Below are 16563 nucleotides of genomic sequence, written 5' to 3'. Positions count from 1 at the left end.
CAATTGATCAGCGATATGGGATTGGCATGTCTATCGATCACCGTAAGACAGAGGTAATCCATATTATGATTCAAAAATAAACACCGTTCCATCTGCTATATGTGGCAGAGCTGGAACGGTGTTTATTTTATCGTTTCACACATTAACTATGTCGTTTGCGGAATTTTCTGATGCCATAACCAATGCCGTAGCCACAAGCCACGATAGCAACACAGGCTAGACAGACAAGCACAATTTGCCATGTGATTTTTCTTTCTAGCAAATAAAACACCAATAAACCGGTAATAAAAGAGGATATGAGATTAAGCAGCATCTTTTTCATCAATTCGCCCCCTACATCCTGAATTGGTCATTCAGACTGGTAAAGTTTGGATATACCAACTATATCATGTAAACAGCTCTACTTTATAGTTTTTTCGCTATATCCAAACTGTCTTTATATCCAAAAAGAAGACCTGCCCACAGGGGACAGGTCTTTTTGCATGTATCAAAAAGGGGGTCTTGCTAAGTATCATAAAGCAAGCTTGTTAGGATTGCATTGCAGCTATGTTGCAGTTGTATAACAATCACTACCAAATCCTGTACGATCTCAGAATTAGAGCCATGTGAGACTGAATCAAGCCTGCTTACGAGCAGGTGTATTACCACTCGCCACCTGCCCTGCACGTCGTCCACGATTTACAAGCACAATGCTTGCGGTAACAAGTACCAGCGCAACCAGCGACCAGATCGAAGCGCGTTCGCCAAGCCAGACGGCAGAGAGTATCACACCGAAAGGTGGGGTCAAAAAGAGATACATCGATACACGACCCACCTCGTTATATTTCATCACGGTATTCCAGAGCGCAAACGCACCTGCCGACAACAGCGCAAGGTAAAGTAGCATAAGCAGCCCTACACCATCCCATGCAAATGGAAAAGGATGACCTGACGCGCAACCGATCATCACCAAGCCCAATCCACCCCAGAACATTTGCCTTCCGGTTAGACTAATGACTGGCTCGATCGCTGCCTCGCGACGTGCCAGCACATTACCGACTCCACCGGATAACGCAGATAATAGCATCAGTAGCTCTGCTATGCCAAATGTAACATGCAGTTGATTGCCAGATGCCATGCCCATCACCGCAATACCGCCAAAGCCGAGCAGTAGACCCATCCATTTACGCAGGGAGAGCTGCTCCGTCTTCATCATCCAGCGCACGGCTAATAGCTGAAAGAGCGATACAGAGCCCGCAATGATTGACATCGTCATACCCGAGCCCTGTCCGAGTGCTGCATATACAAACACATATTGCAGAAAGGTTTGTAGCAGTGCAAGCACGAGCAGGGAAGATACCCTGACCCGATTCGGCTTCGTCCCCTTCCGCTGTAACAGGCGAGCCAGTACCATCAGAAGTAGCCCTGCTAGCACAAAGCGATAGCCTGCGAACAGCCACTGAGCAAACAGATCATTGGAGGCAATACCCAGATGATGATAGCTCAGCTTGATAAAGGGCAGCGCACTGCCCCATAGGATCGTTGCAGCTACTGAGCTTACGATAATACCGGTCGTACTGGTGAACCAGCGTTCAGTCGTCATGAGGAAAAGGACTCTCCACTAGAATCTAGTAGCTGTGCATGCATCGCCGCCCGCTCCTTACGCAACGCGAACTCACTGTTCGCAACCGAATATACAACGATGCCCATCTCCTGCCAGTAGCTACGAATACCGGAATTGGATGGCGGCTGCTGGCGCATGCCGTTTTTCTCCAGTACGCGAATAGACAGATCATTTTTAATATGGCAGCGCCCAACGATATAAGACAGATCCATATCCTGAAATCCGAATTCGACCAGTCGGCCTACCGCTTCGGTCGCATAGCCCTTGCCCCAGAATCGCTTACTGAGCGCAAAGCCGATCTCTGCACGAGCAGCACGCTCATCCCAGCGCTGGAAGGAGCACACACCATACATCTGATCTCCTGCCGCAGACATAATCGCAAAATGAATCGAGCTCATGCTGCGAAAGGCTTCCTCTACACGTCGCCCCAGCCGATCCGGTTGCAGCACCTGATATTCCTTCATCTCCGGTGTACCATATAAATACGTGATCACCTGCGGATCGCTAGCACAGTCCCACCAGCGTTCAATATACTCGGCAGTCAACCGACGAAGCGATAGACGCTCGGTATACAGATCAGGTACTCCTTTTTTCAAATCCTCTTTATTCAGCATGGTCGCTCCCCCAATCGCTTACGTCTGTAATCCCCGGTAAATGCCGGTGCGCAGTTCTTTAATATAAAAATCAAGCGCCGGAATACCGGCATCCTGTGCATCCTGAACCGCCTGCTCCACATCATACGGAATACGCATAAATTGCACCGAATAGGGAACCAGCTCTGTCGCGTCTGCTTCTCCTTCCAGAATAACATAGGAAGCGCCCTTCCCGTCGAGCGGATTGCCAATACTGCCAACATTAAATAGCACATGTCCATCCAGATGCTGCATATAGGCATTATGAATGTCCCCATAACCGACCATATCGGGCAGACGTGAATAGAAGGGACTGCTTTCTACTGCAAATGGACTCCCTGCTTCGACTGCGGTGAACATACCTAATCGTGCTTCCATCGCATCCCATGGCTGTACACGCTGAAATACACTTTCCGGTGAAGCATGAACAAGCGAGATTAAGCGCCCACTCAGTGTAAAATCATACCGGAGTGGCAGGGAATCAAGATAAGCCAGCCGCTCTGCACCGAGACGTCTCGCATGCCAGCCGAATAGCTCATCCTTCTCACTCATTCGTACAATGAGCTCTTCCCAGTTGCCGCGCAGTACAACCTCGCAGCGTTCCCGTACACTATCGGTAATCCGAATCGAATCCGGCCCTTTGCCGACCAGATCACCAAGGCAAAAGATGCGCTTGATTCCGCGGCTGTCGATATCGTCCAGCACAGCTTGCCATGCTGGATAATTGCCATGAATATCAGATACAAGTGCAATGCGTTCCATGAAAAATCCCCCATCTTGACCGTTTGCCGGTATTCATCATCTTTTGCTGCATATTGCTAGCTGTTACTCATCTATTTTAGCTTACACGTTCATATTTAAGCGCCAGCTACATGCGTTATTCATGATTGCTCTTTTCGATAAAATGTAAAAATCGTCAGCTCCGGTCGACACATAAATCGTATCGGCAGCTGTGACATCCCAATACCGCGATTGACGTACAATGGCAAATGCCCGCCTTTCCCTGCACGATAACCGCCCATAATGTATTTGCGCGAGCCCTTCGGTGTAATGATCGCACCGAATAGCGGTAATCGAATCTGTCCGCCATGACTATGACCGGATAACTGTAAGCTGAACTTGAGCTCTTCAGGCACCCGATCGGCATAATCTGGCTCGTGCATGAGCAGTAGACGACAGGCTTGCTCTGGAATGCCACGCGCTGCCTTTTGCACATCAGGATTGCCGAGCAGCTGATCATCCAGTCCTGCTATCGCCAGAATGCCATCTGGACGACGGACGAGACGATGCTCATTGATCAGCACGTCAAAGTCGCCCTGCTGGAGTAGCCTCGTAACCGTCACCACATCGTCCAGATAATCATGGTTACCTAATACTGCATACTTGCCCAGCGGCGCCTGTAGACGCTGTAGCGCCGCTACACCAGCGACTAGCTCCTGAGCATACTCATCCACGATATCACCTGTAAAACAGATCATATCCGGCTTCTCCTTATTAATCACGTCAACGAGCTGCTCCAGATCGCTTGTGTTTTTGCCCATACCGAGATGCATATCGCTGAACTGAACAAGCCGCATTCCATTCAAGCTTGCAGGCAGGTCAGGTAGCTCCAATCGAATATAAATTTTCTCCAGCCAGTTCGGTTCGCCGAACCATGTATATCCTAAGCCACCTGTACCCAGTGCGACGCCGACCGCTGCACTACCTTTTAGAAATTGTCTGCGCGTGATACCGCGCTTGCTGCGCTTAGCTGCGGATGTAGCTGGCTCGGTTGGATCAGACGATAACGCTGAATCTGGATTCGATTCATCGCCTAATGTGAACATGGCTGGATGACTCGTATGCCTATTGCTAATTATGTTTAGACCCGTAAGGAGCGGTTGCCGAAAGTGGAATCGATGCAGACCTATCCATGCTGGCGCCGCTCCTTTATCTGTATAGGTTACTTGCTTGCGATACTTCAGGTACGTTCCCTCCGTTTCCTGACCGAATCCACGTGATCCAGTCGGGTGCACACCGATATACCGTTCAGGCTCCGGCTGCGATATATTTATTGACTATTTTGGCGCAATACGATTACTGTCGTCAAATATACCGCAGATATGCAGGGGGATCGCTGTGCTTGTACTGCACGCTGATTTTTAAAACACACTATACTGCGCGAGTATATTACTGCGAGCCAATAAACAGTTCCGATAGGGCATATACCTTATGATAAGTCCTACCGCTTCTTAAAGAACAATTTTTTAAAGAAACATATTAAGCTGTCATACTGTCAGATTAATGTCTTCACTCTATATACGCCCTATGGCTACACTGCATCATTCTAGCGATCTCTTTTTCTGTATCCCGTTCAACAGAATGTCCTTGTTGCTCTGTTATTACTGGTCTAGTTCTGATTACCAGACTCTCTTGCTCAAGCCTGCGGCTGCTTACCCTTGAACACGATACGCTGGAGACGCTCCTCTGAAGCCTCATACGCCTCTGCTAGCCCCTGCTCAGCGATCAATGACTTGGACACCTCACGGTATACAATTGTCACTTCCACAGGCTGCTGGAACGGGAAGGGGTCAAGCTCCACATAACGCTCGTCCAGCCATCTTGGCATGATCGTCTCATAATTGGCAGCCTCCATCTTCTTCCCTACATCGAAGCCGTCCTTCCACCAGTCCAGCTCATGCGCCTTATCAACGCCTGGCTCATTCAGACACGCATACAGGGACAGATCGTCACACAGCTCTAATACAGCGCGATGGAAGCGCAGCTCGTCTTCTCCAGGCGACGTGAGCGCCTTGATGCGCTCCTGACGCTCCTGCTCTTCATCCAGAAATGCTCGGCAAAATGGATCTTCTGCGCCATAATGACTGATCAGCGCACAGTAATGTAGACTTGCTAGCATCGCAGCATATGGACTCATTTCCTCCATTTGATCAATGCCATAGCGGTAAAATACCAGCTTCGCTGGCTCAGGAAAGTCCAGAAACGAAAATGGACGCTGCTTCGCATCATTCCAGATCGGAATCCGATCTAGCGGAATCCAGCCGCGATCATGCTGCTCACAGCCAAGCAATACCTCGTCCCAGCGCTTCTCATCGCGAGTTGGCCCAGCATGCAGACTTCGGGAAAATTCACCGGACACACGCGCATGGTCATGCTGACGAATCATAATAAACGAATGCTCTCTTTCTCTCCAGATCATAAGAAAGTGCCTCCTTTGGCGAATAAAAGTAGAATGATGCTGTAATGAATGGATGAGGATGGCGATAGCCAATCGGTATCCTGCCTATCATGCACCGACCTATGTAGAACGCATCACAGACCGTATCGCTAGCTAAAATTATGACTCCAGCGCACGCGTCTGTTTCTATTTATATAGCCTTAGCGATTCGTTTCCAACCAGCCTGCTGCATAATCGACCAGGGCTGGCTGTGAGATCAAGCGTGCTCTGGCATTACCGACTGTACCGCTGACAACGAGATGTGGACAATCCGTTTCCAGATTCGCACCAATATCATCAAAATCATCCGAATTAAAATTCAGATCGCGAAAACGAATCCATTGCTTGCCTTTATCCGTCATCACAGGCGCATCCATCATAATCGTTTTTTTATCATTCCATTCGGCATGGTATTCTGCCAGATGGATGGATGTGTTGGTCACATATTCGGTGCCTAGCATGAGTACATAGCCTTTAGCATCATATAGATGCTGGAGCGGTGAACCGTTGCCAAGTCCATAATCCAGCTCATGCTTTTCCGTCCATGCCTGCGCATGCTTGCCCCATACCGCAAAGGATACATGCGGATGCAGACTACGTAACACACCACGCTGCTTGCGGAACGTTTCTGCGATAATGCCCATGCCGCTTGTGACTGTAAAATCTGGATCATACGGTGGCATACTTTCTCGAATCAGATCCCACCAGCGCGGATCAGCAGGTGGATAACGCCACAGCTTCGGATCGGTCAACTGCGACGTCTGCGTTGGCATCATTAATGTGCCCTCTGAACCAAGCACATCCTCTAAAGCAAGAATGACCGTTTCCGCTCCGCCGGGAATCCAGCCGCCTATACTTTTAAGTGAAGAATGTAGAAGAATACTCATACCCGGCTGTATTCCGAGTGCGGCAAATTCTGTTTTGAGCTGCGTAAAACTAATTGGTTTTTCCGTGATCATATAACTTCCTCCATGATGTGTTGCGACTTGGATGTGAAAAGCTCCTACAAAATAACAAAAAGCGGGCCGCACTGGATATGCGCAACCCGCCTTTGCCGAAATGGTTCCCTCTCTACTCGGACCGAACCATACTCGATTCACTATATTGCCGGTTGATACTGATTATACACTCAACCAACGTTTAAACATACGCTTATTCGTTTCCTTGTTCAGGTCAGCAATAGACGTTGTGAGCGGAATGCCCTTCGGACATGAACGCACACAGTTTTGCGAGTTACCGCAAGCCTCAATACCGCCTTCGCCCATAATCGCATCCAGACGCTCTTCTTTGTTCATTTCACCTGTAGGGTGAGCATTGAACAGACGCACCTGAGACAGCGGAGCAGGACCGATAAAGTCCGTTTTCTCGTTTACGTTCGGGCAAGCTTCCAGACATACGCCACATGTCATACATTTGGACAGCTCATACGCCCATTGGCGCTTCGTTTCTGCCATACGTGGGCCTGGACCCAGATCGTACGTACCGTCGATCGGAATCCATGCTTTAACCTTTTTCAAGGCGCTGAACATACGGCTACGATCGATAACGAGGTCACGCACAACCGGGAATGTTTTCATTGGTGCTACGGTGATCGGCTGCTCCAGCTTGTCGACGAGAGATGAACAAGCCTGACGCGGCTTACCGTTGATCACCATCGAGCAGGCACCACAGACTTCCTCCAGACAGTTCGATTCCCAGCATACTGGCGCAGTGTCTTTGCCGCTGCTGTTTCTCGGATTGCGCTGAATCTCCATCAATGCGCTGATCACGTTCATACCCGGACGATACGGAATTTCAAATTCCTCTGTATAGGATGGGCCTTCTGGCTTGTCCTGACGGGTGATGACGAACTTCACTTTCTTGGCTGTCTGCTGTACGGCCGGATTTCCGGTTGAAACTGCTTCCGCCATGGTAATGCCCCCTTCATTTCATAGGCTAAATGCTTACTTGACTACCAACCGAGTGAAAAGTCAGGCTACCTCCAAACGATAACCCGACCTATACGTCTGTTCCTTTGCAAAAACGTTTTATTGAGCCCTGTATTCATATCGGCACATACCGTGCCTGACTATAAGTGTGAAAAGAAATTCGTATCCCGTCGCTTAATCAGCTTTTGGAATAGTCACGAATACGAGGTGGGATCAGCGACACATCAACTTCGTCATACGAAATCTTAGGACCGTCTGCTGTCCACGACGCAATCGTCGTTTTCAGGAACTCTTCATCGTTACGCTCTGGGAAGTCTGGCTTGTAATGCGCACCGCGACTCTCGTTACGCATCAGCGCGCCCAGCGTCATCGCTTCGGCAAGCTCCAGCATATTCCACAATTGACGAGTGAAGGCTACACCCTGGTTGTTCCAGCGAGAAGCATCATTCACATCAATTTTAGTGTAACGCTGTTTCAATTCCTTGATTTTGTTGATCGTTGCTTGCAGCTTGTCGTTGTAACGAACAACCGTCATATTGTCGGTCATCCATTCGCCCAGCTCACGGTGGATAACATAAGCATTTTCGCTACCATCCATACCAAGCAGACGCTCGTATTTCTCTTCATGCTGCTTACGCGATTGGTCGAACAACGATTGCGGCAGATCCGCAGCCGATTTTTTCAGACCTTTCACATACTCTACTGCCTTCGGACCGGCTACCATACCGCCGTAGATAGCTGACAGCAAGGAGTTCGCACCTAGACGGTTTGCACCGTGATACTGGTACTCACATTCACCGGCTGCGAACAGCCCCGGAATATTCGTCATCTGATTATAATCAACCCACATGCCGCCCATTGAATAGTGAACCGCAGGGAAGATTTTCATCGGAATTTTGCGCGGATCGTCGCCCATGAATTTTTCATAGATTTCGATAATACCGCCCAGCTTCACGTCCAGCTCTTTCGGATCCTTGTGGGACAGATCGAGGTAGACCATGTTTTCGGCATTCACACCCAGCTTCTGGTTAACACATACATCGAAAATTTCGCGAGTTGCGATATCACGAGGTACGAGGTTACCGTACGCTGGATATTTTTCCTCAAGGAAGTACCAAGGCTTACCGTCTTTGTACGTCCAGATTCGTCCACCTTCACCACGCGCCGACTCGGACATCAGACGCAGCTTATCATCGCCTGGGATCGCTGTCGGGTGAATCTGAATGAACTCACCGTTTGCATAGTTTACGCCCTGCTGATATACCGCACTGGCTGCTGTACCCGTATTGATAACGGAATTAGTCGTTTTACCGAAAATGATACCCGGGCCACCACTCGCCAGAATAACAGCATCAGCAGCAAAGCTGGAAATTTCCATCGAACGCAGATTTTGCGCGTTAACACCACGACAAACGCCCTCATCATCAACAATCGCACCGAGGAATTCCCAGTTCTCGTATTTGGTTACGAGGCCCGCGGTTTCCCAGCGACGCGCTTGCTCATCAAGTGCATACAGCAATTGTTGTCCGGTTGTTGCACCGGCAAATGCTGTACGGTGATGCTTCGTACCGCCGAAACGACGGAAGTCGAGCAGACCCTCAGGAGTACGATTGAACATAACGCCCATCCGGTCCATCAGGTGAATGATACCTGGTGCGGCATCACACATCGCCTTAACAGGCGGCTGATTCGCCAGGAAGTCACCGCCATAGACTGTATCGTCAAAATGCAGCCACGGCGAGTCGCCTTCCCCTTTTGTATTAACCGCACCGTTGATGCCGCCCTGCGCACATACGGAGTGCGAGCGCTTCACGGGTACGAGTGAGAATAGATGCACGTGTACGCCAGCTTCTGCTGCCTTGACCGTAGCCATCAGACCAGCCAGACCGCCGCCCACGATAATAATATTGGATGTTGCCATAAGAAATTACCCTCCCCTTTAACCTGCTTGCTCCGGGGACAACTTTAGATCCGTCAAACGGATCATAAAGACTGCCACACCGCAAATTTATGCTACCAGCGCACGAATACTTTCAAATGCAACAGTCGGGTCCTGGAACTCCACATTACGGAAGGCTACCATGGACAGAATAAACATTACGGCTACGACCACGAAGATCGTCATACAGATGTAGCTGGACACACGCTGCGCGCGCGGGCCAACGGTGATTCCCCATGTAACGAGGAAGGACCAGAGTCCATTGGAAAAGTGGAAACATGCCGATACAACACCAATCGCGTACAGCACAAAAGTCACCGGATTGGTCATAATATTGTGCATAATACCGCCCAGCTGTTCGTGCGTAACATTACCCAGTGCAACCTGGAAGCGCGTATCATATACGTGCCATGCAACATAGATAAACGTGAGCACACCCGTTACACGCTGTAGCGTATAACGCCAGTTGCGCTCATTGCCAAAGTGATTGTTGTTCGGCTTGGCCTGGTATGCGATATACAGACCGTAGATGCCGTGGTACAGTAACGGCAAGAAGATAAATACAATCTCCAGAAACAGCACCAGTGGCAGACCGTTCAAAAAGGCAACGCCCTGGTCAAATGATTCCTTTCCTCCTTCATAAGCGGAAAAGTTGGTGATCATGTGCTCGATAAAAAACAGACCCAATGGAATGATCCCGAGCAACGAGTGCAGCCTTCTGGCGTAGAAGCCTTTCATGAATGACGTTCCCCTTTCATAATAAGAGCGTTTTCATTGTGACAAGCATAGATAATGCTGCCTAAACTTGAATGAACAGAACATTCGGACCTCCGCTCACTCTTGCATAGGAAGTTCCCCATCTTCCGTAGCATTGCAACCTGTTCATGACTGCGTGGAATCCCAGTATGTTGCGTATTGTGCGCACTTCGTTTGAAGGATCGTCACAGAACATAGAGTGTGAACAAGTTGTGTCATATTTTATGTTACTCTAAATTGTCTTATAATGGAATTGCAATATAATTATTAATTGTTATAACTTTTTTGCATAAGAGAGGAGCATTTCATCTGATGATCGAAGATCTCGATGTGTTTGCTGTCGTTGTGGAGCAGTCTAGCTTGAATCAAGCCTCGCGTTTGCTTAACTTATCGCAGCCTGCCTTATCTCGTAAAATTGCCAAGCTGGAGGAGCAGCTAGGTGTTGCACTCTTTAACCGCAACGGTAAGCGGCTGGAGCTGACTGCGATCGGCAGGCTTACGTATACCTTTGCATTAGAACAGCGCCAGCAGCAGCTACGCTTTTTGCAAAGTTTGAACCGTTATAAGTCTGAGGAGCAGACGACCGTAACGTTTGGCGCCAGTCTGACGACGCTGCAAACGACGATGCCGCCGCTCGTACGTAGCTTTACCGAAAAGCATCCGTATGCCGAAGTGAAGCTCATTACAGGTAAGACACACGAGATTGTCAATGACATTCGTGACAAAAAAGCCGATATCGGCATTGTCGCTTCATCGATTCATGAGTCTGGTCTGGTGTGCGTTCCATTATTTGATGATCATCTGGAGCTAGTTGTCCCCAAGGCACATCCATTAGCGGAGAAAAAGCAGCCCGGCATGCAGCAGCTGCAAGGCTTGCCGATGATCATGTTCTCCAAGGGCACCTGGTATCGTAAGCTGATCGATGATGTGTTCCATCGTTATATGGTCATGCCTGATCTGCGGATGGAGATCGATTCATTTGAAGCGATTGTGCGACTGCTGCCGATCTGTATGGCGGCTGCATTGCTACCACGCTCGTATATCGGTGAGCAGCTCTTGTCGAGCAATGAGCTCGTATCGCTACACATTCCAGAGCTGGAGCAGACACGCCGTACAACCTGTCTCATTTATAACGAAGCAGCCGATCTGGGCACAGCGGCAAGACAATGGATTGCAGATACGACCGCTGGCTTCAAAAGCCGCAAACCGATGATACGGGATGCCAATATCCGTGTCGAAGACAATCCGCCTGTACTGGAAAATGAACAATGGCCATCTGAACGCGATAATAGCTTTAAGATTGATTAGCCACCTGTAGTAATCGTTTAATGGAGAGTACACTGGCAGGTTGCTCTCTTTGTCCCATCAAGACAGGCATAACATCCAGTACAATGGCATGAGCAACAAATGAAGGCAATCCTCGCCTTTGCTAACAGCCTGCTGTCTTTTGCAAACCCTGTGTGATTACGTTACACTTGCAATATCTCTGTCTGGCTCGTGCCAGTACATCATTATTAATAGAAGATAGGGAGGAAGCCATGAATCCTGTAGGCCAACCTGTACACATCAAACCGAATTATAAATGGCTCGGTATACTCGCCGTCATTGCACTGCTCGTATTCCTGTTCACGCAGGTATTTCCGATCACTGCCTCGGATACGCTAGAAGCTCAACAAACGGCATCCATTACAGAGCAGCAAGCCATTGAAAGTGCCAACACATTCAAAGCCAATCTGCCGATTGATGCAAGTGATCGGGCAGCACTGAATAATCCTACGGTTACCTACGTGACCGATCCAGAGCTAAGTGGCTATATTGCACGTGAAAAGCTAAGTACCGAATATACACGTAACATCGAGAAATGGGCGCCTTATGATGTGTTCCGTGTTCATTACCAGAGCTATAAATACGCCGTAGATGTTGATGTACATATGAATAGTGGGAATGTACTTGGATTTCATCTTCGTCCCACAGAGTCTGTTAGCTCGATCAGTGCGCAGTCGGATGATGGCTCACTTATTCTAGATGAAAAAGAGAAGCTCGCCATTCCGCTGCTGCAAAAGCTCGGCTATGATACATCCAAGCTCAAGCTACAAACAACCGATATTGAAACTGGACTGGATTATCTGGTTCCCGACGCTAAGCTGGGCGAGTCGACGCTGCATATTGAAATCATTTTCGAAAATGATCAGGTGGCAGCCATCACACCAACATTAACACCACCAGCTAGCTATACCAGCTACATCAAATCTCAGACAAGTCTTGCTACATGGCTTACCTTCCTTGGCTACGGCTTGTTCACACTCGTACTGGGTGTACTGGCAATCGTATTCGCTTCGTTGAAGCGTAAGCATACCTCGTTTAAAAGAGGAATCGTGCTGACCTGTGTATACACTGCCGTTTCCATGATCAGTGTATTTAATATGTGGCCTTATCTTGAACGGGAATATGGACAAACGGGCTGGACAGGACAGCTTACCCTGCTGTTCCTTGTTATTTTACAGCTTGTACTCAATGTGATGATGGCTGTACTGCTGTACTTCTCGCTTGTCGGCGGGGATGGCCTATGGCGTGAACGTGGTCTGAATATGTGGCCTCGCTCCCGTGAGATCGGTTATGGCAAATATGTACTGCATAGCGCAGCCGTTGGTTATTTGTACGCGATCATTTTGCTCGGTGTACAATCGATCATCTATCTGATCATGGAACCGGCATTCGGCGTCTTTTCGTCCACCGATGATTCTAGTTCGCCTTACAATATGGTCGTGCCTGCACTGTTCCCCCTGCTAGCATGGATGGCAGGGATCGGCGAAGAAGGCGTATATCGCCTGTTCGGTATCGTAATGCTGAAAAAGCTGCTGCGTAATACATTTGCAGCCGCTGCGATCACATCGATCATCTGGGCGCTCGGTCATACCTTGTATCCGATCTATCCGGTTTACTCGCGTCCGATCGAGCTGCTCATTATCGGCTTACTGTTCAGCCTTGTCTTTATCCGTTATGGCTTTATCGCAGCTGTATTTGCACACGTCATGTTCGATACCATTCTCATGTCGCTAAGTCTGATGTCGCTGGGCGGCTGGGGAAATATTACACTGGGTATCGTATATATCATCCTGCCAGCTGTTATTGCTTATATCATTTATCGTTATACGCGGAACAAAGGTGTGGAAAATGCTTATCCGCCTTATGTACCGCCTGCACCGCAGCAGCCGTATATGCAGCCAGGTGGATATGGGACGCCGCCGTTTCCGGGCTATTATCCAACATCACAGCAACCACCGGCACCTCCGGTACAGCCACCTTATCCGGGGCAAGCGCCTAATGAAATTCCCAATGATCCACGCCGCTTCCATATGTATAACGATCCGGCGCAGCGACCTGCTCAAGGTACAGATCGATCCGAGCCTACAGGTACTGCTCCATCGTTCGATTCATATGGAAATCCTGTGCAGCCATCAACTGAACAGCAGACTGGACAGCAGCCATCGTCCATATCGTTGCATAAGTCACCTCATCAGGAGACGACATCGCATGGATCAGAAACGGACAGTTATCATCCTTCATCGTCTCCAACAGGAAGTCATGACGAAGGCTCTGCTGTGAATCTAAACAAGACACCAGCTCCGCAGGGGAATGAAACGCCGATCATACCGAATGATAGCTCCTTCGGTCATACCGGACACGAGACGACTCCTTCACCGTCTACATCGGAAGCCGCTCAGCATCCTTCCCATGAATCGACATTAGCTGGAGAGCATAAGCAATCACATAGTGACACAATAGAGCAAGCTCAATCCGATGAAGAGCAAGCAACATCTTCATCTGAGAATGAGTTGGATACCAAGAAGGATTCTTAAGATTAAGCTTTATCCTCTTTTTCGTTGATCGAACAGGGATCAAATCTGCATATCAAAAAAGCGAAGCCGCTGAACTCAGGGCTTCGCTTTTTTATATCCATACGATTTTATATCTATACGCTTATTGCTTGATGAACAATCGGTTATACATGTCTTTATCATAGAGATAGCTAGCTACTAGATGAAGCTATCGGGGCGATGCTTCGCTGCTGGCGTATCGTCTTCGTCTTAGCAACTTCTTAAACTGCAAGCCTGCACCGCGCTATTCCTCGCGCAATGCCTCCAAAATGGTCTGAGCCAGCTTATCCCCAATCGACAATGGACGGAAATCCTCCACACTTGCCTCACGTATTTTCTTCACGGAGCCAAAATGCTTAAGCAGCTGCTTACGACGCTTCTCCCCAATTCCTGGAATACTGTCCAATTGGGATACGATCATCGACTTGGCACGCTGTTCACGGTGGAAGGTGATTGCGAAGCGGTGGACTTCATCCTGAATGCGTTGTAGCAAGTAAAACTCCTGACTATCGCGTGCTAAGCGCACTGCTTCTGGCGGATCACCGATCATGAGCTGTGCGGTACGGTGCTTCGCATCCTTGACCAGACCGCAGACAGGAATATACAGCCCGAGTTCATTTTCCAGCACATCGACTGCTGCTGAAATCTGCCCCTTCCCACCATCGACTACGATCAGATCAGGCATTTCCAGATTTTCCTTGAGCACACGCTCATAGCGACGACGAATGACCTCGCGCATTGTACCATAATCATCGGCACCTTCAACGGTACGGACTTTGTACTTGCGGTATTCTTTGCGAGCAGGCTTGCCGTCGACAAACACAACCATCGCCGATACTGGATTCGTACCTTGAATGTTCGAGTTATCAAATGCTTCAACGCGATGGAGATTTTGCAGACCGATCGCCTGACCGAGATTTTCGGCAGCCTTCGATGTGCGTTCTTCATCACGCTCGATCAAACGGAATTTCTCATCCAGTGACACACGCGCATTATCCTGTGCCATCGTAACGAGCTGACGCTTCAAGCCGCGACGTGGGATATGCACCTTCACACTGAGCCATTGCTGCAATAAGGCTGCACTGCTAACAGCGTCCAGCGTTTCCTTCGTCTCTTTCGCTTTCTTCCGATCCCGATCAGCACTCGCTGAGCCTGCTACCTCAGTAGAGTCAGCCGATTGTGAGTCGTCTTCATCCTCTTCATCAGCAGCAGCGAGCTGCTCTGCGTTCACACGCTGCAAGCGAATCCGTGCTGCAATATCAAGAGACGCATCGGCAGAATCGGGCGAAGCCTCATACGTTGCGGACGCTTCCGCTACTCTACCTACCATCTCAGTTGCTTCGTCTGCACCAGCAGACTGGTCATTCCCATCCACATCTGGACGATCCAGCCCTTCCTGCTCAGCAACCGCTAATGATTCCTCATCAGCGCTATCCAGCTCGACGATGATTTCCTCCGCAGGCAGCATGATCTCCTGTGGCATCGCTGGATTCTCGCTATAATACTGCGTAACATAGGACATAAAGTCATTGTAAGGCTCTCCGTAAAATGGAAAGACCGAGGCGTGACGCTCGATCATTTTACCCTGGCGCACATACAGAATCTGCACGCACATCCAGCCCTTATCCACTGCAAAGCCGAAAATATCGCGGTCTTTGGCATCTGCCATCGTAATTTTCTGCTTTTCCATCAGTGCATCAATATGGCGAATCTGATCACGTAGCTCCTTGGCACGCTCAAAATACAGATCCTCCGCCGCTTCTTCCATTTTCCGCTGTAGATCCTTTTTAATCTCCTCATGTCCACCGCTTAGAAAACGTGTAATCTCCTGCCGAATATCCTCATATGATTTCTCCGGCACCTCATATTCACATGGCGCCAGACACTGTCCCATATGGTAATACAGGCAGACCTCCTTCGGCATCACTTTACATTTACGCAACGGATACATACGATCCAGCAGCTTTTTCGTCTGCTGTGCTGCAAATGCATTCGGATACGGTCCAAAATACTTTGCCTTATCCTTGAGCACACGTCGTGTCACTTCCAGACGCGGATGCTCCTCATTCGTAATTTTGATATACGGAAAGGTTTTATCATCCTTGAGCAGTACATTGTACTTTGGCTGATGCGTCTTGATCAGGTTACACTCCAAAATGAGAGCTTCCATATTACTTCCCGTTACAATATATTCAAAATCGCGGATGTCCGCGACCAATCGCTGGGTTTTGCCGTCATGACTACCTGAAAAGTAAGAACGCACGCGGTTTTTGAGTATTTTAGCTTTACCGACATAAATAATTGTGCCTTCTCGGTTTTTCATCAGATAGCAGCCGGGCAGATCGGGCAGCAGTGCGAGCTTATTGCGAATATTGTCCATCGCCTGCTCCTGCTCCCGGATCGTTTCGATATGCGAATCCATGGCGCTCTCCTTTCGATGTCGTCGCCCTACATTTGTAAAAGGCAACATATGTTCTATTATAAAACAAAATCCCCCTTCGAATCCATTACCCTGCCGCAATCATAACAAAAACCCCCGGCAAGCTGCCGGAGGTTTCGATGATCTGTCACATTCCTTTTTACAAGGTGTGCGCTAGATCGTATGACATA

The 16563-nt window shown here is 48.9% G+C and carries 13 protein-coding genes; 2 read left to right on the top strand and 11 right to left on the bottom strand.

Translation table 11 applies throughout. From position 1 onward, the window contains the following. Nucleotides 1-142: 142 nt before the first annotated feature. The 10 genes from IEX62_RS18240 to IEX62_RS18195 all read right to left on the bottom strand — a co-directional run bounded on the left by IEX62_RS18240 (nucleotide 143) and on the right by IEX62_RS18195 (nucleotide 10057). Nucleotides 143-322, bottom strand: a complete 180-nt coding sequence (locus IEX62_RS18240) for a hypothetical protein (protein WP_188776983.1) — start codon at nucleotides 320-322, stop codon at nucleotides 143-145. 294 nt (nucleotides 323-616) lie between these two features. Next, nucleotides 617-1582 carry a DMT family transporter gene (locus tag IEX62_RS18235; RefSeq protein ID WP_188776982.1) on the bottom strand — a complete coding sequence of 322 codons (966 nt, stop codon included), beginning with the start codon at nucleotides 1580-1582 and terminating at the stop codon, nucleotides 617-619. After that, nucleotides 1579-2217, bottom strand: a complete 639-nt coding sequence (locus tag IEX62_RS18230) for a GNAT family N-acetyltransferase (RefSeq protein WP_188776981.1) — start codon at nucleotides 2215-2217, stop codon at nucleotides 1579-1581. Before IEX62_RS18230 ends, IEX62_RS18235 begins: the two co-directional genes overlap by 4 nt. A gap of 18 nt (nucleotides 2218-2235) precedes the next feature. Further along, entirely contained in the window at nucleotides 2236-2997 is a 762-nt protein-coding gene (locus tag IEX62_RS18225) for a metallophosphoesterase family protein (protein WP_188776980.1), read from the bottom strand. Between the two features lie 119 nt (nucleotides 2998-3116). Then, nucleotides 3117-4061 carry a metallophosphoesterase gene (locus tag IEX62_RS18220; protein WP_188776979.1) on the bottom strand — a complete coding sequence of 315 codons (945 nt, stop codon included), beginning with the start codon at nucleotides 4059-4061 and terminating at the stop codon, nucleotides 3117-3119. A gap of 590 nt (nucleotides 4062-4651) precedes the next feature. Then, nucleotides 4652-5434, bottom strand: a complete 783-nt coding sequence (locus IEX62_RS18215; protein ID WP_188776978.1) for a DUF3891 family protein — start codon at nucleotides 5432-5434, stop codon at nucleotides 4652-4654. A gap of 179 nt (nucleotides 5435-5613) precedes the next feature. Beyond that, complete coding sequence (locus IEX62_RS18210; protein WP_188776977.1) at nucleotides 5614-6411, bottom strand: AAC(3) family N-acetyltransferase; 798 nt, start codon at nucleotides 6409-6411, stop codon at nucleotides 5614-5616. 162 nt (nucleotides 6412-6573) lie between these two features. Continuing rightward, nucleotides 6574-7362 (bottom strand): succinate dehydrogenase iron-sulfur subunit, encoded by a 789-nt coding sequence (gene sdhB / locus IEX62_RS18205; protein ID WP_188776976.1) that lies wholly within the window; start codon nucleotides 7360-7362, stop codon nucleotides 6574-6576. A gap of 196 nt (nucleotides 7363-7558) precedes the next feature. Continuing rightward, nucleotides 7559-9301, bottom strand: a complete 1743-nt coding sequence (sdhA, locus tag IEX62_RS18200) for a succinate dehydrogenase flavoprotein subunit (RefSeq protein WP_188776975.1) — start codon at nucleotides 9299-9301, stop codon at nucleotides 7559-7561. An 87-nt stretch (nucleotides 9302-9388) separates the two neighbouring features. Further along, the gene (locus IEX62_RS18195) at nucleotides 9389-10057 is read right to left on the bottom strand and encodes a succinate dehydrogenase cytochrome b558 subunit (RefSeq protein WP_188776974.1); all 669 of its coding nucleotides are present in this window, start codon (nucleotides 10055-10057) and stop codon (nucleotides 9389-9391) included. Between the two features lie 330 nt (nucleotides 10058-10387). Here IEX62_RS18195 and IEX62_RS18190 point away from each other — a divergent pair, with 330 nt between their 5' ends. Together IEX62_RS18190 and IEX62_RS18185 are read left to right on the top strand one after the other, a co-directional pair. After that, a complete protein-coding gene (locus tag IEX62_RS18190; RefSeq protein ID WP_188776973.1) occupies nucleotides 10388-11383 on the top strand; it encodes a LysR family transcriptional regulator in 996 nt (331 codons plus the stop codon). 230 nt (nucleotides 11384-11613) lie between these two features. Beyond that, on the top strand, nucleotides 11614-13935 hold the full coding sequence (locus IEX62_RS18185; protein WP_188776972.1) for a type II CAAX endopeptidase family protein: 2322 nt from the start codon (nucleotides 11614-11616) through the stop codon (nucleotides 13933-13935). Between the two features lie 262 nt (nucleotides 13936-14197). Here IEX62_RS18185 and uvrC read toward each other — a convergent pair whose 3' ends face one another. Next, nucleotides 14198-16375: an excinuclease ABC subunit UvrC gene (uvrC, locus tag IEX62_RS18180; RefSeq protein ID WP_188776971.1), complete on the bottom strand. Its 2178-nt coding sequence runs from the start codon at nucleotides 16373-16375 to the stop codon at nucleotides 14198-14200. Nucleotides 16376-16563 lie beyond the last annotated feature (188 nt).

The sequence above is a fragment of the Paenibacillus hunanensis genome, from assembly GCF_014645615.1.
GTDB classification, from domain to species: domain Bacteria; phylum Bacillota; class Bacilli; order Paenibacillales; family Paenibacillaceae; genus Saccharibacillus; species Saccharibacillus hunanensis.
Note: the sequence above shows the minus strand (reverse complement) of the source record. Positions and strands in the feature narration are given on the sequence as shown.